The sequence below is a fragment of the Microvirga sp. KLBC 81 genome (assembly GCF_003075415.1).
Classification (GTDB): Bacteria; Pseudomonadota; Alphaproteobacteria; order Rhizobiales; family Beijerinckiaceae; genus Microvirga.
Map to the genome: position 1 here is coordinate 1 of NZ_QDAH01000003.1, position 18,705 is coordinate 18,705.

The following is an 18,705-nucleotide window of genomic DNA, read 5'->3' on the forward strand; positions in this document are numbered from 1 at the left end:
CGCATGAAGCCGAGTTCGGAGTGCGAGCCGTGGACCTTCGGCCTCCGCGCTCTCATGAGCAATTTGGCATCGCGTGGGCTGCTGAAGGCTCACTAATCTCCTTGTTGAGGGACGCATGTTGAGAGACACATGGGCTCGGCAGCCCATGTGTCTCTCAGCAATGAATATCGTTTCGGTGCTGATACGAATTAACTCCGTTTGCAAATCACTAAGAGCTTCCTGGTTATTCCATTGAAGTTTGCCTTGGGAACGCCATCATAAGCACTCACTGAGTATTGCTGGCTCAGAAGAACCAAGCTGCCTAGCGCCGGAATGTTGTTGTGTGTCGAGCCATGCTTGCTCAGCATGGTTGACATAAACCGCAACTCTATTCCGTTGAGTGTAGGCGCAGCGAGTTTTAAAGCCAGCAAGTATTCTGCGCATTGTATCAGAGAGCTTAAAATGGTCGCTTACAGACGTTATCTCATTGCCTCGTCTCTTGCTCGCTTGATAAGAAAAGAGAGAGGTGGCAACCGCGTCACGGAAGGCCATTTCCCCAATCAGGCTGACCGAAGCTCTTTCGTGATCGTGGATGGCGATAAAGGAAGCCTCGTCCTGGTGCATGCAGGCGCCAACGGACCTGTCGAGGAACGCACGGATGTGCCGCGCGCCCATGCGGAGGCGCTGCTCGATGTGACGCCGGGCAAGCTCGATTACCTGCTCACGCATCTGACGGTCGGTACCCGTGACATTCAGATCGCCCGCTTCGTTACGCCAGGTCCTCTCGACATGATCTCAGTGTCGTTCGAGAGCGAGGAAGAGGCTCGGGATTTCCGTCCCCTGTCCTGGTTCGGCCCCGACGTCACGGCGGAGGAGACCTATCAGAACCGTGCGATTGCGCTCAACGGCCCACCACAGGTGCCGGAAGTTCCGCTCTCGAACGCTGCGCTCAACAGCCTGCTCGACACGCTTGAGAACCGCTACAGCACGGGCCGTTCCTATGCGCCCCAGCAGCAGATGAGAAACCCTGCCGAGGTCGAGCTCGTGCAAAGTGGCGCAGCCTCGGGTGCCTCCGAGAGAGCCGCTCCCGCTGCACAAGGCAGATCGCAAGCGCAGCCGACTCCGGCGGTGTCGACCGATGTCGAAGTTGCTGAGGACGAGAACAATGATCTCAATCTCAGCATCGAAGACAATGTCATTCGCGAGCTGGCACGCTCTCTGCGGCCTCAGCGGCGATGAGATTTCCAAAAAGCCTGGATTGCACGATCCAGGCTTTTTCTTTAGCTCGTCTTTAGCTCGGCAAGACGATGCAATTGCCGCCGAGAGAGCGAATTTTTTGACAGAGACCTTCTGCGCTCTTGCGCGATTCCGCAGGAGCACGCACCCGATAGAAAGTTCTCGTGCCGCGATAGCGCAAGCGTGTTCCAATGATCATGGGGCGTAAATCCTTCAGCACGGAAGCGTAGGTCTGACTCGCGCGCTTGTATGAAGACAGCGCCAAGGCTTTCGAGAAATTGCCGGCCAGCTGAACGCCCCAGGGTGCGAACGGGGCTTCGATATCGCTGCCGCGTCCGGGCTGACGCAGAGCCGCGACGATCTGCCGGCAGCTTTCCGGCTCAGGCTTTATCTGATCGTGTTCGTTTGCCCTCTCGGCGCTCTTCAAGTCATCTGCCCAGTCTTCTGCCGCACGTCCTGTGATGGCGGCGACATAGTTTCTCGTCTCCTCGGGCAAGTCCCCGCGCCCTGCAAGCCACGACGATACCCGGGCCGGCCCACCGTTATAGGCTGCAGCCGCCAAACCGAGATTGCCGAATTGATTCGACAGATCGGCAATCAGTTCTGCGGCTTTAGGAATCGCCTGCTCAGGATCGAACGGATCCATCAGACCGCGCTCCTTTGCGGTTCCCGGCATGAACTGCGCCACCCCCTGTGCGCCTGCGGGGCTTACCACGCTCGTGCGGAATGAACTTTCCTGCCAGATGAGCTTCGTCAGGAAGTCACGTGGAATATCCTGCCTCTGCGCCGCTCCTTCGATAAGACGACACAATGCTTGCTCGACTGTTTCTCCGGATGCTCCTTGAGAAGCTGAAGCCGGAGCGCAAAGCAGGAAGAATCCGCAAAACAGTGCCGGCCAGATGCGCATGGGGACCTGAAATGAAGGGACGTTACAAACAGCGAGGGAAGAGTAGGGCTAAAGATAGGCGATCATTCGTCCAGCCAAGAGGACGACGATCCATGCGATCAGGGAGACGAGAGCATAGACGCGAGCCTCCGGAGGCAGAGCATCTGCGCGTAGGGTGGCGTTGAAACGGGTATGAAAGAGAATGACGTTGGCAAACCCTACGGCGATGAAGACGAGTTTGGTGTAGAAAGCCGGGTTCACTCCAAGGGCTCGTGCTTCGACGGCCAGGAGAAGAATTCCCGAAGGAATCTGTATTGCGAGCCCTGCCGCCGCGAGAGGAATGGCATAACGGCCGACCTGCCGCGCGTTCTTTCCGTGCTCGGCCAGGACCTTCAGGTCGAAGACGGCAATGCCTCCCACGAGGAAGGCCGCTCCGAGGACATGGAATAGGTTCGCCAACGTGTAAAGCCAAGCCGAATGACGTCCGGCATGGCCCAGCCAGGACGATTCCAGAGCGGCGAGCATGTCGAGATACATTAGCGGAGTTCGAATGTCTTGCCGCCGACGGTGATCCTCTCCGCCCTCATTTCGTTCTGGATCCGTGTTGAAGGATACCCTTCAACGGTTACCTGCGTGCCCGGTTTGATCATGTCTGGTTCCAGGCCGCGGGCGCCCATGCGGAAGGGAGGAGCGAGAACGGCTTCCCAATTCCTAGTGGCATGGGTCACGACGATCATCACATGAGGATTCTGCCAATCCGCTCGCTGGACAGCGCTGGTAATGAAGAACGGCTTGGATGCGTCGTAGCTGCCCCAGCCGTGGTGAGCAAAGGCAATGCCACCGGTCAGCAATGTGCCGGACAAAGATAGGACGAACAGAGGATGCTTCATGGTGAGATCCCTGTACCTGATCCAGGCTCCTTTGAGCCTTTCTGCACATCAAGGTTCACGCGAAGAGCGTCCTCGTCAAGGCGCACAGCCTGATTTCCCGCTTGGATCAGTGACTTGTGATCAAATGCAACAGGGTTGACCCTCCGGGCATCTCCAAGGATATGCTGACCCCTGACGAATCATAATTCTAATCCGGTGACGCCATGGCCTCATTCTTCAACGACCTTTGGAACCGCTTCACGGGAGGCGAAGCCCGCGGCGTCACTGAACCTGCGGCGGAGGCCGTGGAGTACAAGGGCTTTCGGATCAGGCCTGCGCCTTACCAGTCCAAAGGGCAGTATCAAACGGCAGGTATCATCGAGAAAGACTCCGACACGGGCCTGAAGGAGCATCGCTTCGTGCGCGCCGAGACGCATGCGAGCAAACCGGATGCAGAAGCCTTCGCCATTGTTAAGGGCAAACAGATTATCGACGAGCAGGGCGAGCGCATCTTTGACTGATTGCGAAGAGCCTTTCGGAATTCGCCTTTTCCCTTTCTTGCCCCCTGCATCAGGTAAGCTCTTTCGCCGTATCCGAACGAGGCTGCGAAGCCGAAGCAGGTGCTGACGGATGATGGAAGCGCCGGCTGCAGAATTTGGGTAAGAACGGCGACAAGATCGACGAGACCGTCTGGGGCAGTGGACGAGTTCCGTGAAGAACTACAAAGCCTCGGCCGAGGAGGTTTTGGACGGAATGCGCAACGCCCCGACGACCTTAGCAACGCGTCAGGCGGCCGAATAGAACGGATGAGTTCGGGCAAAGGCGGGCCGGGTTCACCGCCCCGCTTCTGCTTCACGGGCTTTTTCGCTCACGCCACTTCGGCTCCCTCGGCTTTCGGCATAGGCCTTCGTGAACTCCGCGCCGAACAGCAGGATCAGGGCGGAATAATAGATCCAGAGCAGAATCGTGATGATGGAGGCGGCGGCGCCGTAGCTTGAGGCGACGTTGCTCTTGCCGAGATAATACCCGATCAGGAACTTGCCGATCGTGAACAGGAGGCCCGTAACCAGCGAGCCGGTCCAGACATCGCCCCAGTTGATATCCACATTCGGCAGCACCTTGAAGATCATGGCAAACAGAAGAACAGCAATCGCAAAAGCGACGAGGCTGTTGAGGAAGCGCAGGATCGCCGTCGCACCGGAGAAGTTGGGTTCGATGTAAGCACCTACGGCAGACAGCCCGGCATCGATGATGAGCGAGACAAGCAGAAGGAATCCTATCCCCAGCACAAGGGCGAGACTGATAATCCGTGTCCGCAGGAAGTTGAGGAGGCCCGAACCTTCCGGCGGCTCGGCTTTCCAGACGATATTGAGACTGTCCTGCAACTCGACGACGGCGCCGGTGACCAGCAGCAGGAAAGTGGTGATGCCGATTGTCGTGCCGATGATACCCGAGCCCACATTGCTGGCGCTGGCGATCATGGTCTCAAGGGCGGAGGCCTCGTCCGTGCCGATCAGGCTGCCGAGTTCGGAGACAATGGCACCCTGCGCCGCCTCCCGACCGAAAGCCAGCCCTGCGACAGCGATGGCTGCAAGCAGCATGGGCGCCAGGGAGAAGACGGTGAAGAAGGCGATCGAGGCGCCGAGGCTCATGGCGCGATCGTTCCACCATCCTTCGAACGCGGCCCTGAGAAGTCGCCCTGTTTCGGAAAACATGCCTGCGCCGTTCCTCTCCGCCGATAGGGCAGGCGAGGTATCAATGAACTGCCTTGGCCGTTAACTGGCAGGAACTCTGTCTTGTTCCTCGTTGAAGCCAAGCCGGTCCGGATGCTCAAGCTGGTTTCGCAGCAAGAGGCCATATCGCTCGACAGCAAGGCGCAGGCGGTTCTCTTCTTCATTGCCTTTGAGGGCATCAGCCGCCATCGCGTGAGCGCCGATCTGAAAGGCGAGATAGCAGGGCACAAGGAAAGAGTGAAGGGCAGGGGAAACGGGATGGCCGCTCTCTTCCTCAACGATGGTGCAAAGGAGATCAATGTCTTGAGCCGACAGGCTGAACTCGACAGCGGCTCCGGCAATATCCCATGTGATGTCCTGACAGCCGACAAGGTCATGGGTCGCACAATGATCCAGGGCATCGGTCTTGATCAGCTGATCGCCGATCACGAGCCACTCCCAAGGTTGCATGCGGTTATCGGTGAAGACACGACGGACATGTCGGCTGAGACCATCGACCCTCGGTAAGGCCTGATCAAGGGTGGATGCCGTCTGCTCCCCTAGGGCCTGTCTCGTGTTGTAGTGAGCCATCTCGCGAAGCTCGGCCAGAGATGAACCCTGATGCGGCTCGGCTGGAAAGTGGCGCGCCCGGAAGCCGAGATAGGCGCCGATCTGCCTCACCAGCTTATCTCGTTCGACAGGCTGCTGGTCGAGTGAGAGTGCATCGCCATGCCAGCGTTCCACGAGAAATCCATGGCGGTAGCCTGCGACCTCCGGCGTGAAGCCTGCATGATGGAGCTGCTGGGCGATCCTGTATTTCCGAGATCCGCTCTCACCGAGACCGGCAAATTTGACCAGCCATGTCGCGTCCTCCGTCCGCGCCAGAAACTTTCGCCGCTCCTGCTGAATATTCGCGGCGGGCCACCAGTCGCGCTCTCCGTACCGCAAGGCACGCCATGAACCGCCAGAAATGTCCTCGAGCCCATTTTGCAGAGCTCCGGTAAGGCTTTCCACCCAGCGGGGGAGGGCGCGGCTTTCATCACTGAGAAGAAGCTCGTCCATACTGACGAAGTGGCGCGAAACGCTGCTCCATCGCTCGCGATGGTGTGGACTGGCCTGCGGTCCCGGAGGCCCGGCATGACTTGGGAAGAAGTGGATGCGCTCGCGAGCGACGCCGGCGCCTTCCAGCCAATCTGCAACCGCACCAAAGGAGCTGCCGGACAGGCCAGGGCCCTCATCGACGATGGCAAATGCAGCAGCCGCATCTCGGGTCAGCATCGCGGTCACTGCAGGATCGACCTTCACCTCGCGGCGGAACGGGTGACCCATGGGGCGAACCGTGAAAGCGGGAGAAGCGGTGATGGCCGCGGCGACAATGGCACTCAAGCCTGCGCCGATGCTGCGGATGCCGATCACCCTAGTGTTCGAGCCGAGGCCCGAACGGCGGGCGGCTTCCACGTAGCTCTCAGGATAAAGCGCATAGAAAGCGTAGCCTTCCGCCCTCTTGGTGCGAATCGTCTGGTCAGGATCGAAGCTCAGTAGCTTGTTCCGGAAAGACACAGGCAAAGAGGCTCGGGAAAAGCCGCTCTGCCAGGATCGTAAGATGGCCTGTGCCAGAAGCGACAGGCATTCCATTCCGCTGACGTGAACGGGGGAGAGGGCATCGAGCCCGCGCATCCGGGAGTCAGTATCAATGAGCCCCTGAACAAGTTCGCTCGTGCCGATGAAGGCCGAGACGAGGGCTGCATGCCGTTCGCTTCCCGGCGGCAATGCGTCCATCTCCCTGAGATGGTTCGCGATTGCCGTCTGCCTCTCGCCAACCGTCTCGACGCACTCCACGTCACCATAAACCAGCATGAGAAGCCCGTTATGCCGCCGCCTCCTGCTTCAACGAGGCCATATCGATCACGAAGCGGTATTTGACATCGCTCTTGAGCATCCGCTCGTAGGCTTGGTTGATGTTCTGGATCGGGATCATCTCGATCTCGGCGGTGATGCCGTGCTGTGCACAGAAATCGAGCATCTCCTGAGTCTCGGCGATGCCACCGATGAGGGAGCCTGCGATCTGCCGCCGCTTCATGATGAGGTTGAAGACCGTTGTTGCGGGGTGCGGCTCGGCGGGAGCGCCGACCAGCACCATGGCACCATCGCGGCCCAGCAGCACGAGATAGGAATCGAGATCGTGGGGGGCTGCGACCGTGTCGAGAATGAAGTTGAAGCTGTTGCGGTGGGCTGCCATGGCTTCTTTGTCTTTTGAGATCACGACTTCGTGCGCACCCAGCGCCAGAGCATCTTCTCTCTTGTTGGGCGACGTGGTGAAGAGCACCACATGTGCACCCATGGCGCGGGCGAGCTTGACGGCCATATGGCCAAGACCGCCCAAGCCTACGACGCCGACCTTCTGGCCAGGCTGAACCCGCCAGCGGCGGAGCGGAGAATAGGTGGTGATGCCGGCGCAGAGAAGCGGAGCGGCGGCGGCAGGATCGAGACCGTCCGGAATGCGCAGGACGAAGCTCTCGTCCACCACGATCACATCGGAATAGCCGCCATAGGTGTTGGCGCCTGTGCCCTGCTCGGGCCCGTTATATGTGCCGGTGAAGCCAACTTCGCAGTATTGCTCCAGGCCCTCGCGGCAGCTGCTGCAGGCCCGGCAGGAATCCACCATGCAGCCGACACCGACCAGGTCGCCGACCTTGAATTTTTGCACGCCGTCTCCGACTCGTGTGACGCGACCCACGATTTCGTGACCTGGAAGGCTGGGAAAAAGCGTGCCGCCCCATTCCTCACGGACGGTGTGCAGATCGGAGTGGCAGACCCCACAGTAGAGAATCTCGATCTGAACGTCGCTTTCCCGCGGCTCGCGACGTTCGAAGCTGAAGGGAGCGAGCGGGGTCGTGGCGTCCTGGGCGGCGTAGCCAAAAGCTTTGATCACGGGACTCTCCGTTGCAGGGATAATAGGTGTGGCACGACTGCGGATATCAGCCTTCTGCTGGAGCAAACGATAGGTTAGGCGGGGTCGGCGTCAATGCATGTTGACTCCACCATGACATGTCTCCTTCCAAGCGTATCACAGGGCAGCAATATAACAATATATCATCAAAAAATATTCGCCTGCTTCTGGTTTTCGCTGCCTGACGAACTAACTGACAAAGAGAAGATTTGATGCGCTGTGAAAGAGCCGCAGCCTGAATTGGGATGCCGGCGAAGTGGTCCATCAGAATTCGGTGGTTGAGAGAAACTTTAACTTGCCGATCCAGCAGCAATCCGCGAGGCTAGTCGGGAAAGACGGCTCGCTATCTCGATACAGACGCTCCGCTGCAGATCCAGGCTTCATGATCGCATCGCGAAGGCCGCAATGGAAAAGGGGAAAGCTGCCATAGGCACGTTCTGACGCATCATCGCACGGCATGGTCTGGGCAACCTTAGCGGTGCAAAGTCGTTATCTCTGAGAGGGATCTGATTTCGGTGGCACCATGCATCATTCCGACGACCTGTTCTCGAGTTTCCTGAAGTCCTACGAAACCCGCCGTGAGGCGGAGATGTCCCTTGCGGAATACCTGGAAGGGTGCCGCGACAATCCCATGATGTATGCCAGCGCTCCCGAGCGCATCCTGGCAGCGATCGGTGAACCGCAGCTTGTCGATACCTCCAAGGACGCACGTCTCGGCCGCATCTTCATGAACCGAACGATCCGCGTCTATCCAGCCTTCTCCGAATTCTACGGTATGGAAGAGACGATCGAGATGATCGTGAGCTTCTTCCGGCATGCGGCTCAAGGGCTGGAGGAGCGCAAGCAGATCCTCTACCTCCTCGGCCCCGTCGGTGGCGGCAAATCCTCCCTCGCCGAGCGTCTCAAGGCGCTCATGGAGGTGCATCCTATCTACGTGCTGAAAGCCGGTGACGAGATCAGCCCCGTCTTCGAGAGTCCGCTTGGCCTGTTCGACTCGGAGCAGATGGGTCCGGTGCTCGAGGAGCGCTACGGGATTCCGAGGCGGCGCTTGACCAATCTGCTCAGCCCCTGGGCGATCAAGCGGCTCGACGAGTTCCGCGGCGATATCACAAAATTCCGTGTGGCGAAGATCAACCCCTCACGGTTGCGCCAGATCGCAATTGCCAAGACGGAGCCTGGCGACGAGAACAACCAGGACATTTCTTCCCTCGTCGGCAAGGTGGATATCCGTAAGCTGGAGACGCTCTCGCAGGCCGATCCGGACGCCTACAGCTATTCCGGCGGTCTCAATCGCGCCAACCAGGGCATTCTCGAATTCGTCGAGATGTTCAAGGCGCCGATCAAGATGCTCCATCCTCTCCTGACGGCGACGCAGGAAGGAAATTATGTCGGCACCGAGAATATCGGCTCCATTCCGTTCAGCGGCATCATTCTCGCCCACTCCAACGAAGCCGAGTGGCAGAGCTTCAAGTCGAACAAGAACAACGAGGCCTTCATTGATCGCATTTATGTGATCAAGGTGCCGTACTGCCTGCGGGTGACCGAGGAGCAGAAGATCTACGAGAAGCTGATCCGAGGCTCCGAGCTGGCGACTGCGCCCTGTGCTCCGGCCACGCTCGAGATGCTGGCCCGATTCTCGGTGCTTTCGCGGCTGCGCCCGCACGAAAATTCGAACTTCTACTCGAAGATGCGGGTCTATGACGGCGAGAGCTTGCGAGAGGTCGATCCCAGGGCACGCAGCCTGCAGGAATACAGGGATGCTGCCGGCGTCGACGAGGGCATGGACGGGATCTCCACCCGCTTTGCCTTCAAGGTGCTGTCCGCGACCTTCAATCACGACACCATCGAGGTGGGGGCCGACCCGGTGCACCTCATGTATGTGCTCGAACAATCGCTGCGTCGCGAGCAACTGCCGCAGGATGTGGAGCGCCGATATCTCGAGTTCATCAAGGGCGAGCTCGCGCCCCGCTACGCCGATTTCATCGGTCACGAGATCCAGAAGGCCTATCTCGAATCCTACCACGACTACGGCCAGAACCTCTTCGACCGTTACGTGGCCTATGCGGATGCCTGGATCGAAGATCAGGACTTCAAGGATCCGGATACCGGCCAGCTCCTCAACCGTGAACTCCTCAACCAGGAGCTCACGAAGATCGAGAAGCCGGCGGGCATCGCGAACCCGAAGGACTTCCGCAACGAGGTCGTGAAGTTCTCGCTGCGAGCCCGAGCCAGCAATCACGGGCGCAATCCCTCGTGGACAAGTTATGAGAAGATCCGCGACGTCATCGAGCGCCGCATGTTCTCTCAGGTCGAGGAACTGCTGCCCGTCATCAGCTTCGGCTCCAAGAAGGACAGCGAAACCGAGAAGAAGCACGGCGAGTTCGTGCAGCGGATGATGGAGCGGGGTTATACCGAGCGGCAGGTGCGGCGCTTGGTGGAATGGTACATGCGCGTGAAGCAGGCGGGCTGACAGAAAGCGGAGGCGGAGCAGGCGTTCCAATGTACATCATCGACAGACGCCTCAATCCAGGCGGCAAGAGTCTTGCCAATCGCCAACGCTTTCTTCGCCGTGCCAAAGCACAGATCCAGCGAGCCGTGCGCCAGACGGCCGGTGACCGTGACATCACCGATCTCGAGAGGGGCGGAGAGGTCTCTATTCCGGCCGATGGCGTGCGCGAGCCCAGCTTCCGTCGGTCCGGTGAGGGGGGCGTGCATGACCACATCCTTCCCGGCAACAAGCGCTTCATCGAGGGTGACACGATCGACAGGCCTCCGGGTGGAGGCGGCGGAGGATCCTCTGCCGGGACAAGCGGCGAAGGAGAGGATGACTTCCGCTTTGCCTTGAGCCGCGAAGAGTTCCTCGACCTCTTCCTGGAGGATTTGGAACTGCCCGATCTCGCCAAGCGTCGCCTTGCGACGGTAGAGGTGCAGGGCATGCGCCGCGCAGGCTATTCTGTCACCGGGTCGCCGATCAATCTTGCGCTCCTGCGCTCCATGCGCAATGCCATGTCCCGCCGCATTGCCATGCGCCGACCAAAATCCAGCGAGTTGTCGAAACTCGAAGAGGAAATCGAACTTCTTGAAAAGGAGGGCGAGAGCGAGAAGCTCGTGGAGCTCCGGCAGAAGCTTGAGAAACTGAGACTTCGGACGCGGAAGTTTCCGTATATCGATCCGTTCGATCTACGGTATCGCCGCTTCGAGCCGGTCTCGCGGCCGGTGGCTCAGGCTGTCATGTTCTGTCTCATGGACGTGTCCGGCTCCATGACCGAGCACATGAAGGACCTCGCCAAGCGCTTCTACATGCTGCTCTACATCTTCCTGACCCGGCGCTACAAGCATGTGGAGATCGTCTTCATCCGCCATACCCACGAGGCGAAGGAGGTGGACGAGGACACCTTCTTCCACAGCCCGGAAACAGGCGGCACAGTGGTCTCGTCGGCGCTGCGCGAGATGCAGCGGATCGTGGCCGAGCGCTACCCGCCGGAGAACTGGAACATCTATGCAGCGCAGGCCTCCGACGGCGACAACTCGCCCAATGACGGGGCAACGAGTGCATCCCTGCTGCGGGATGTGATCCTGCCGGCCTGCCAGTACTACGCCTATCTCGAGGTCGGCAGCGACCATGACCGGATGCAGGCGGGGTTCATCAACCACAAGACGGCCCTGTGGCAGACCTACGAGACGCTGCAGGAGGATGGCGCCAACATCGCCATGCGCAAGGTCAACCACCGGCGCGAAATCTATCCCGTCTTCCGTGAGCTGTTCCGGCGTCGCGATGCTGAGGCAAGGGTGCCATGAGCCTGATCGACGAAGACACCCTGCTGTTCCATGGCGCCGATTGGGACTTTGGCGCTATCCAGCGTGTCTACGATGCCATCGAGCAGATCGCCGTCGGTGAGATGGGGCTCGATGTCTATCCCAACCAGATCGAGGTGATCACGGCCGAGCAGATGCTCGATGCCTATGCCTCCATCGGGATGCCGCTGTTTTACAAGCACTGGTCCTTCGGCAAGCGCTTTGCCACCCATGAGGCTGGCTACAGGCAGGGGCTCATGGGTCTCGCCTATGAGATCGTGATCAACTCGAACCCGTGCATCTCCTACATCATGGAGGAGAACACGGCGACGATGCAGACGCTGGTGATCGCCCACGCGGCCTTCGGCCATAACCACTTCTTCAAGAACAACTATCTCTTCAAGGAATGGACGGACGCGGACGGCATCCTCGATTACCTGGAGTTCGCCAAGAGTTACATTGCCCGCTGTGAGGAGCGCTACGGCCAGAGTGCCGTTGAGAAGGTGCTCGACGCGGCCCACGCGCTCATGTCGCACGGCGTTCACCGATATCCGCGCAAGAAGCGGCCGGATCTGCGCTCCGAGGAACGGCGCGAGCGGGAGCGCCAGATCCACCAGGAACAGACCTTCAATGATCTATGGCGCACCGTCCCGTCCAAGGGAGGCGCTGCCAAGCCCGCTCTCAGCGACGACCGCCGGCGCGCTCTGCTGGAGCTGCCGCAGGAGAACATCCTGTACTTTCTGGAGAAATCCGCGCCGCGCCTCCAGCCGTGGCAGCGCGAGATCCTGCGCATCGTCCGCCAGATCGCGCAATATTTCTATCCCCAGCGCCAAACCAAGGTGATGAACGAGGGATGCGCCACTTACTGTCACTATCGTATTATGACCCGGCTGCACGAGACGCGGCAGATCAGTGACGGCGCCTTCCTGGAATTTCTGCAGTCGCATACCAATGTCACGCGGCAGCCGGAATATGATGACCCGCATTATGGGGGTATCAATCCTTATGCCCTCGGCTTCGGGATGATGCAGGATATCGAGCGCATCTGCACACAGCCGACAGCCGAGGACCGGCAGTGGTTTCCAGATATCGCAGGATGCGACGACACGATGGGCGTCCTGCGCGACGTCTGGGCGAACTACCGGGACGAGAGCTTCATCTCACAGTTCTTGAGCCCGCACCTGATGCGGCAATGGCGCATGTTCCATTTGGTGGACGATCCGGACAGGCCGGAACTGGTGATCGAAGCGATCCACGACGAGCGCGGTTATCGGCGTCTGCGCCGCTCGCTCTCGCACCAATACGATGTGGGTTGGAGCGACCCGGACATCCAAGTGGTCGATGTCGATCTCACGGGCGATCGCCGCCTCATTCTCCATCACAATGTCCTCAACCGCACTCTGCTTCACAAGGACGATGCGCAGCGCGTCCTACAGATGATCGCGAACCTTTGGGGCTACGACGTGGTGCTCAAGGAGGTCGAGGCAACGACGGGAGCCATCTTCCAGGAGCATGTGGCTCATCCTCATGAGACGCTTTTTTGACCGGTGTTGACGTAAAAAAGCCTATGACTCATTTCATCATCACTCTTCCAGGGCTAGGCCTTGGCTTCAGGGCCGGCTCCCATTGCGGAGAACACCGATGGAACACAAGCCTGTAGAGACACTGCGTGGCGTTGCTGAGGTACATGAGTTCAAGCAAGGTTTCCTGTCCCGGCGCGAGCGTCTTGAGCGTTGGGCCGAATTGTTGGAGCGTCAGCCAAAACGGCGGCTGCGCTCATTGGGCGAGATCGAGTTTACGCCCGAGGAAAAACGACCCGAACTGAGATCGGACGAATCCCCCATCACGGTTGCATACGAAGACCCTATCCTCCGTGCGGATGGTCTCAAGGGTGACAGGCTGGGCGACGCCATGGAGTATTTCGACCTCTCCGAGCGCTCGGCTCATCGGCTCCTCTGCTCCTGCATGAATGGCTGGAGCATGGAAGCGGGCGTGACCGCAAGGAAAGTCCGCCGCATTGCCAATCCCGATCATCGCCTGATGTTCGTCACCTCCGTCAGCCTTCTGGCCGCGGCTCCTGCGGTGCTCTACCTTTTGAGCTGATGATGCAAGACTGCATCGAACCCTTGCGCCTTAGCAGGACGCGAGGGCTCGATGCCTGCTGTTTCACGGAAAAAACTTGCGTGCAGGAAGAGAAACGGAAAATCGGTCTGCCGTGGTATAGCCGCCAGGATTATCCTGATATTCGTGAGATGATGGCAGACCGCCACAACCTGGCTCCGACTTACGAGCAATGGCTCGTGGCAGCCGAGAACAACGAGAATGTTGGTCGGCAGGCCGGCCTGGAGATCGTCCGCATCCTGATTGAGCCATCATCCTTTGCGCGTTGGTGTGCTGCGCAGGGCCTGGTGCCTGATAGCGAGGCACGCATGCGCTATGTCGCTGAAAAGCAGAGGCAGGAAAACTCTGACGCCTGAGCTCTCATCGACGCTCGAAACCCGCACCCAAACAGCCAAGCCTTGAAGTCTCGCACCCTGTCTCTAGTTGCTCGGACATAGAGGTGGAGATGAAGACTTGTTGAACGATAAGCCATTGAACAACGACGCATTTGCCGCTTCCGTTGACCCCGGCGGGAGCGTTGCGGGCCGCCGGTCCCGCACAACTGCGCTCACCATGCGGGCGGCCATTCTCACCGGCCCCGGCCAAATGGAAATCAAGGAGGTGGCGCTGCCTGAGCCCGGTCCAGGGCAGGTGCGCCTTCGCCTTGAAGGATGTGGCGTCTGCGCTTCGAACCTCACACCTTGGGCAGGGCCGGACTGGATGCAGTTTCCCACCGAGCCAGGTGGGCTCGGGCATGAGGCCTGGGGTATCGTCGATGCTATCGGGGAGGGAGTCGGAGCGTTGTCTGTCGGCGACAGGGTCGCCGCTCTCACCTACAAATCCTATGCGGAATACGACATCGCCGATGTCGATTCCGTTGCGCCTTTGCCGGCCGCTCTCTCCGGCCAGCCTTTCCCAGGCGAACCTCTCGGCTGCGCCATGAACATCTTCCGCCGCAGCGAGATTGAGGCCGGACAGACAATCGCGATCATCGGGATCGGCTTTCTCGGCGCGATCCTCACCAGGCTGGCCAAGGATGCCGGGGCGCGGGTGATCGCCATCTCGCGCCGGCCTTACTCGCTTGATCTCGCTCGCCGGATGGGTGCGGATGAGATGATCCCGATGGAGGACCACTCCACCATCCTTGAGAGGGTGAAGGAACTCACCGGTGGCGCATTTTGTGATCGCGTGATCGAGGCGGTGGGCAAGCAATGGCCGCTCGACCTCGCTGCTGAGCTGACGCGAGAGCGCGGCAAGCTGATCGTGGCCGGCTATCATCAGGATGGTCCACGGCAGGTCAATATGTGGCTGTGGAACTGGCGTGGGCTCGACGTGATCAATGCTCACGAGCGAGATCCCCAGATCTATATGCAGGGCTTACGCGAAGCGATTCACGCCATCGCGTCGGGACGGCTCGATCCGAGTTCGCTCTATACGCATACCTACCCCCTGGAGCGTCTCGACGAAGCGCTCAACGCGACCCGCGATCGGCCGGATGGATTCCTCAAAGCGCTGGTGACCTTCTGATGACACAGCAGGCTCTCTTCAAGTCATCTCCAGAGACGGCCTTGGCTCGTCCGCGCCTTGGCTTCCTCGGTGTCGGCTGGATCGGCCGGCATCGTATGCAGGCCATCCTCGGCACGGGATCTGTCGATGTCGCCGCCATTGCCGACCCTTCAGCTGATATGGCGGCAGAGGCCGGGAAGCTTGCGCCGGAGGCGAAGCTCGTCTCATCCCTCGATGACATTCTTGATCTTGGTGTCGATGGCGTGGTCATCGCCACACCCAGCGCCATGCACGCCGAGCAATCGATCCAGGCTCTCGAACGTGGTGTTGCCGTCTTCTGCCAAAAGCCGCTGGGGCGCAACGTGGCAGAGGTTCAGGCAGTGGTCGATGCGGCGCGCAAGGCCGACCGCCTGCTCTGCGTCGATCTCTCCTACCGCTTGACCGAAGGCATGCGCCGCATCCGCGAGATGATCAACTCCGGTGAAGTGGGCCGGATCTATGCGGTTGATCTCGTGTTCCACAACGCTTATGGCCCGGACAAGCCATGGTTCTATGATCCCGCGCTCTCCGGCGGCGGCTGTGTGATGGATCTCGGAGTTCACCTGGTCGATCTTGCCCTGTGGGCGTTGAACAATCCAGGCGTGGGCTCTGTCTCGGGAAAACTCTTTTCGGGTGGCGCGCCGCTCAAGGACGTCACATCCCAAGTTGAGGACTACGCGGTTGCAACCATAGAGCTGGAGACTGGGGCCGTGGTTCAGCTCGCTTGCTCCTGGAAGCTGCAGGCTGGGTGCGACGCCGTCATCTCCGCAACGTTCTACGGGACGAAAGGCGGTGTCTCGATGCGCAACGTGAACGGCTCGTTCTATGACTTCACGGCGGAGCGGTACCGGGGCACGTCGCGCGAGACGCTCACGATGCCGCCGGATGAGTGGGGTGGACGCGCTGCAGCTGATTGGGCATCCCGATTAGCGGCCGGTGAGCGTTTCGATCCTGCTGCAGAGGAGCTCGTTGCCGTGTCCCGTGTGCTGGATCGCATCTATGGCCGGTAAGGGACTTTGAAGAAGCGCAAGTAAAGCAAAGGCGGCTGAACTTTCAGCCGCCTTTCTCTTTGGCCCGCATTCCCGTTGTGATCAGCCGTGAAAGAGAAAAATTTAGAGCGCCTCAAGGACTTGCTGCGTGGAGGAGGTCCCCGTATGAGGCGCATAGCGCCGGATCATGCTTGCGCAGAATTCCGCGAATTCCTCTTTGACCTGCGGCGGACTGGTGTGATGCGGCGCGATCCCGCGATGCTCCGGCGTGAAGCAGAAGGTGACCGTCACATCGAAATCCGCGAGCGCTTCCATCTGGCGGTCGAACCACTCGAGGGCATTGGGGCGGAAGCTGTCAGCCCAGGAGAGACCCGTGCGCAGATACTTCACGCCAAGGCGCTTCATCCAAGCGACGGCATCGTCGAGGCGATGATCCTCGAAGTGAAACCACTGGCAAAGACCCATCTGCGATGCCGTTTTCGCATATTCCTCAAGCGCTGGTTTCGGCGTTCCGTCTTCACGCAGAAGACCCATGTAGAAGTGCCGGTAATAGGAGGAGCCTTCAGCCTCGCGATGGCGCGTCGTCGCTTCCCAGGCGCGGGGGAGATCGTAAAGGCTGTACCAGTGAATCTTGGGCACCTGGCCAACGAGCAATTCCGCCGTCCGCTTCAAGCCCCAGACCTGCACTTCCTCGGCACCGAAGGTGGAAATGCCAACCTCCGTCACCCAGATCGGCTTGTCGGTAACAGAGCGGATTTCATCGATCTTTGCCGGCCATTCATGGATCTGCCAGAGATTCCAATCGAGTGGGAAGCCGTGGACAGCCACCACATCGACGTGATCGAGAACGCCGCGCTTCTTCAAATTGTCAATGAAGCCGGGATCGATGGGAGAGATACCGCCGAGCACGCGCGGCAGGTTGGGGTTTGCCTCCCTGATTGCTCGGCCAGCGGCAATTGCCATCTCGGCAAAGAGCCGCCAATCCGGATCGATTTCCGGGTCCCAATGGGACTTGTTGTTCGGCTCATTCCAGATCATTGCAGCTTCAATCATGCGGTTCTCCCTTGGGCCGGGTAGACTGCTCCCGCTCCGGGCGGTGCGTCGATACGGCGACAAATGTAAACTTCAGCTTCCGGATGCTGGACAATCTCGAACCCCGCGCTGCGGAGCATGGCTTCAACGCAGGCCGCATTCGGCGCCCACCAATTCGTGGGATCTTCCGCATAGCGATGCTCGATGAAATGCATTTTCGGATAGCGCGGATCATCGAAATGATCGGTCTGCCAGAAGGTGTAGTTTTCATCCACGGTCATCGTCTCACTCGAGCCGCGTTGCATCGATTGAAACACCAGCATGTCCTTGGCCACATGCTCATGGATCAGATCCAGCGCGAGGAGGGGATGGCGCAGGTGATAGAAGACGCCCATGAAGATCACGACGTCGAACTTCTCGCCGAGCTGGCCAAGGTCGTAGACCGAGAGCTTGCGGAATTCAATGTCGTGCCCTGTCACCTCGGCCGCGAAGCGCGCCTGGGCAAGATAGGTGTCGTCGAAATCAACGCCGAGAACGCGTTCGGCACCGCGCTTCTTCATCTCGATCGAATAGAAACCGCCATTGCAGCCAATGTCGAGGACACTCTTCCCCGCCAGATCCTGAGGGATCGCTTCGGAAAAGTTCCTCCACTTGATGGCAGGGTAGTTGCCAAGGAAGTGGTTGGGCGCTGTCCATATGCCTTCTCTGATTTCCATGTTGTGGAACCACGGTCCGAGCGCTTCGGCCTTTTTACGGATCTCGTCGGGAGATAAGGGGTCCATGGCATTCATTCCAAAAACTACTCCCTGCTCAAATCATGAAGGCCGCGAGGCATGCGCCCCGCCGGCCAACCAAGGGCGACGCGTGCACCGGTGATGGTGTCGTGCTGGGCGGCTTCGCTCAGGAGGCCGATGGCGGAGCGATAGCCGTGCAAGGTTCCCACATCGACATAGGATTCTCCCGCCTTGATGCCGAGAGCCTTGCCACCTTGGGCCAGATAAGCGTTGACGAGCGTACCGAAATACTCGTCCCGGCAATCGCGAGAGAGCCAGAGCTGACGCAGCGCTTCAAGGATGTGCCCAGGCATCTTGAAGGCACCCCAGATCCATTGGGACGAAGCATCCTCCCGCTTCACCTGGATTTCCTGAACCTGCATGGCCTCGTCCAGAACGACGGCATCGAAGACTTGCGGATTATCGACAGGAAAGAGGAGGAATGAGAGTTGGCCTTCGGGCAGCTCCGCCAGGGCTTTTTCAGGGAACCAGACGGTATCAGGCAACCCGACGATCACGCTCTCATTCGGCGGGATGAGCGGCGCTGCCTGGAAGATTGCATCGCACAAGCCGCTGGCTTGGGGTTGAACGACATAGGCAATGGAGGCGCTACCATAACTCGCGCCGTAATATTCCATGATGTCGGATTTGCCGGGGGAGATGACGAAGCAGATCCTGTCCGCTCCCCCATAGATCATGCGCTCCACGAGATATTCGCTGACCGCGCAGGGGCGCTCCACGCCGTTGTCGAGGCGGCTTCCGACAGGCAGAAGCTCCTTGGAGAAGGCCAAAGGCTGAATGCGGCTGCCGAGTCCGGCTGCGGGTATGATGCCCCACAT

18 protein-coding genes are annotated in these 18,705 nt (G+C 59.6%); 9 read left to right on the forward strand and 9 right to left on the reverse strand.

Annotation, left to right across the window (positions count from 1 at the left end):
* Nucleotides 1-441: 441 nt before the first annotated feature.
* Nucleotides 442-1,218 (forward strand): hypothetical protein, encoded by a 777-nt coding sequence (locus DC522_RS02800; protein WP_116527191.1) that lies wholly within the window; start codon nt 442-444, stop codon nt 1,216-1,218.
* Nucleotides 1,219-1,270: 52 nt separating this feature from the next.
* On the opposite strand, the gene DC522_RS02805 is transcribed toward DC522_RS02800, so the two are convergent.
* The 3 genes from DC522_RS02805 to DC522_RS02815 are packed head-to-tail and all read right to left on the reverse strand — an operon-like array spanning nt 1,271 to nt 2,991.
* Nucleotides 1,271-2,122, reverse strand: a complete 852-nt coding sequence (locus tag DC522_RS02805; protein ID WP_116527192.1) for a lytic transglycosylase domain-containing protein — start codon at nt 2,120-2,122, stop codon at nt 1,271-1,273.
* Between the two features lie 48 nt (nt 2,123-2,170).
* Nucleotides 2,171-2,638, reverse strand: a complete 468-nt coding sequence (locus DC522_RS02810; protein ID WP_116527193.1) for a DUF6644 family protein — start codon at nt 2,636-2,638, stop codon at nt 2,171-2,173.
* Nucleotides 2,638-2,991 (reverse strand): DUF6152 family protein, encoded by a 354-nt coding sequence (locus tag DC522_RS02815; protein ID WP_116527194.1) that lies wholly within the window; start codon nt 2,989-2,991, stop codon nt 2,638-2,640. Before DC522_RS02815 ends, DC522_RS02810 begins: the two co-directional genes overlap by 1 nt.
* Before the next feature lie 203 nt (nt 2,992-3,194).
* Here DC522_RS02815 and DC522_RS02820 point away from each other — a divergent pair, with 203 nt between their 5' ends.
* Nucleotides 3,195-3,491: an HlyU family transcriptional regulator gene (locus DC522_RS02820; protein WP_116527195.1), complete on the forward strand. Its 297-nt coding sequence runs from the start codon at nt 3,195-3,197 to the stop codon at nt 3,489-3,491.
* Nucleotides 3,492-3,803: 312 nt separating this feature from the next.
* On the opposite strand, the gene DC522_RS02830 is transcribed toward DC522_RS02820, so the two are convergent.
* From DC522_RS02830 to DC522_RS02840, 3 genes are read right to left on the reverse strand one after another with little or no spacing between them, the layout of a single operon-like run.
* Nucleotides 3,804-4,685 carry a YihY/virulence factor BrkB family protein gene (locus tag DC522_RS02830; RefSeq protein ID WP_116527196.1) on the reverse strand — a complete coding sequence of 294 codons (882 nt, stop codon included), beginning with the start codon at nt 4,683-4,685 and terminating at the stop codon, nt 3,804-3,806.
* A gap of 60 nt (nt 4,686-4,745) precedes the next feature.
* Nucleotides 4,746-6,539 carry a hypothetical protein gene (locus DC522_RS02835; RefSeq protein ID WP_116527197.1) on the reverse strand — a complete coding sequence of 598 codons (1,794 nt, stop codon included), beginning with the start codon at nt 6,537-6,539 and terminating at the stop codon, nt 4,746-4,748.
* A 10-nt stretch (nt 6,540-6,549) separates the two neighbouring features.
* The gene (locus DC522_RS02840) at nt 6,550-7,614 is read right to left on the reverse strand and encodes an NAD(P)-dependent alcohol dehydrogenase (RefSeq protein WP_116527198.1); all 1,065 of its coding nucleotides are present in this window, start codon (nt 7,612-7,614) and stop codon (nt 6,550-6,552) included.
* A 541-nt stretch (nt 7,615-8,155) separates the two neighbouring features.
* Between DC522_RS02840 and DC522_RS02845 the strand changes: the two genes are divergently transcribed.
* The 7 genes from DC522_RS02845 (at nt 8,156) to DC522_RS02875 (ending at nt 16,082) form a co-directional block, all read left to right on the forward strand.
* Nucleotides 8,156-10,102 carry a PrkA family serine protein kinase gene (locus tag DC522_RS02845; protein ID WP_116527199.1) on the forward strand — a complete coding sequence of 649 codons (1,947 nt, stop codon included), beginning with the start codon at nt 8,156-8,158 and terminating at the stop codon, nt 10,100-10,102.
* 29 nt (nt 10,103-10,131) lie between these two features.
* Nucleotides 10,132-11,430, forward strand: coding sequence for a YeaH/YhbH family protein (locus tag DC522_RS02850; protein WP_116527200.1), 1,299 nt, complete (start codon nt 10,132-10,134; stop codon nt 11,428-11,430).
* A complete protein-coding gene (locus tag DC522_RS02855; protein ID WP_116527201.1) occupies nt 11,427-12,971 on the forward strand; it encodes a SpoVR family protein in 1,545 nt (514 codons plus the stop codon). Before DC522_RS02850 ends, DC522_RS02855 begins: the two co-directional genes overlap by 4 nt.
* A 97-nt stretch (nt 12,972-13,068) precedes the next feature.
* The gene (locus DC522_RS02860; protein WP_205769478.1) at nt 13,069-13,530 is read left to right on the forward strand and encodes a hypothetical protein; all 462 of its coding nucleotides are present in this window, start codon (nt 13,069-13,071) and stop codon (nt 13,528-13,530) included.
* Nucleotides 13,531-13,610: 80 nt separating this feature from the next.
* Nucleotides 13,611-13,904, forward strand: coding sequence for a hypothetical protein (locus DC522_RS02865; RefSeq protein ID WP_116527396.1), 294 nt, complete (start codon nt 13,611-13,613; stop codon nt 13,902-13,904).
* Between the two features lie 196 nt (nt 13,905-14,100).
* Entirely contained in the window at nt 14,101-15,054 is a 954-nt protein-coding gene (locus DC522_RS02870; protein WP_116527397.1) for a zinc-binding dehydrogenase, read from the forward strand.
* Nucleotides 15,054-16,082, forward strand: coding sequence for a Gfo/Idh/MocA family protein (locus DC522_RS02875; RefSeq protein WP_116527202.1), 1,029 nt, complete (start codon nt 15,054-15,056; stop codon nt 16,080-16,082). Before DC522_RS02870 ends, DC522_RS02875 begins: the two co-directional genes overlap by 1 nt.
* A 102-nt stretch (nt 16,083-16,184) precedes the next feature.
* Here DC522_RS02875 and DC522_RS02880 read toward each other — a convergent pair whose 3' ends face one another.
* The 3 genes from DC522_RS02880 to DC522_RS02890 are packed head-to-tail and all read right to left on the reverse strand — an operon-like array spanning nt 16,185 to nt 18,705.
* A complete protein-coding gene (locus DC522_RS02880) occupies nt 16,185-17,114 on the reverse strand; it encodes a beta-xylosidase (protein ID WP_116527203.1) in 930 nt (309 codons plus the stop codon).
* Nucleotides 17,111-17,884, reverse strand: a complete 774-nt coding sequence (locus DC522_RS02885; protein WP_116527204.1) for a TIGR04290 family methyltransferase — start codon at nt 17,882-17,884, stop codon at nt 17,111-17,113. The genes DC522_RS02880 and DC522_RS02885 overlap by 4 nt, the downstream gene beginning before the upstream one ends.
* 8 nt (nt 17,885-17,892) lie before the next feature.
* A complete protein-coding gene (locus tag DC522_RS02890) occupies nt 17,893-18,705 on the reverse strand; it encodes a nucleotidyltransferase family protein (RefSeq protein WP_116527205.1) in 813 nt (270 codons plus the stop codon).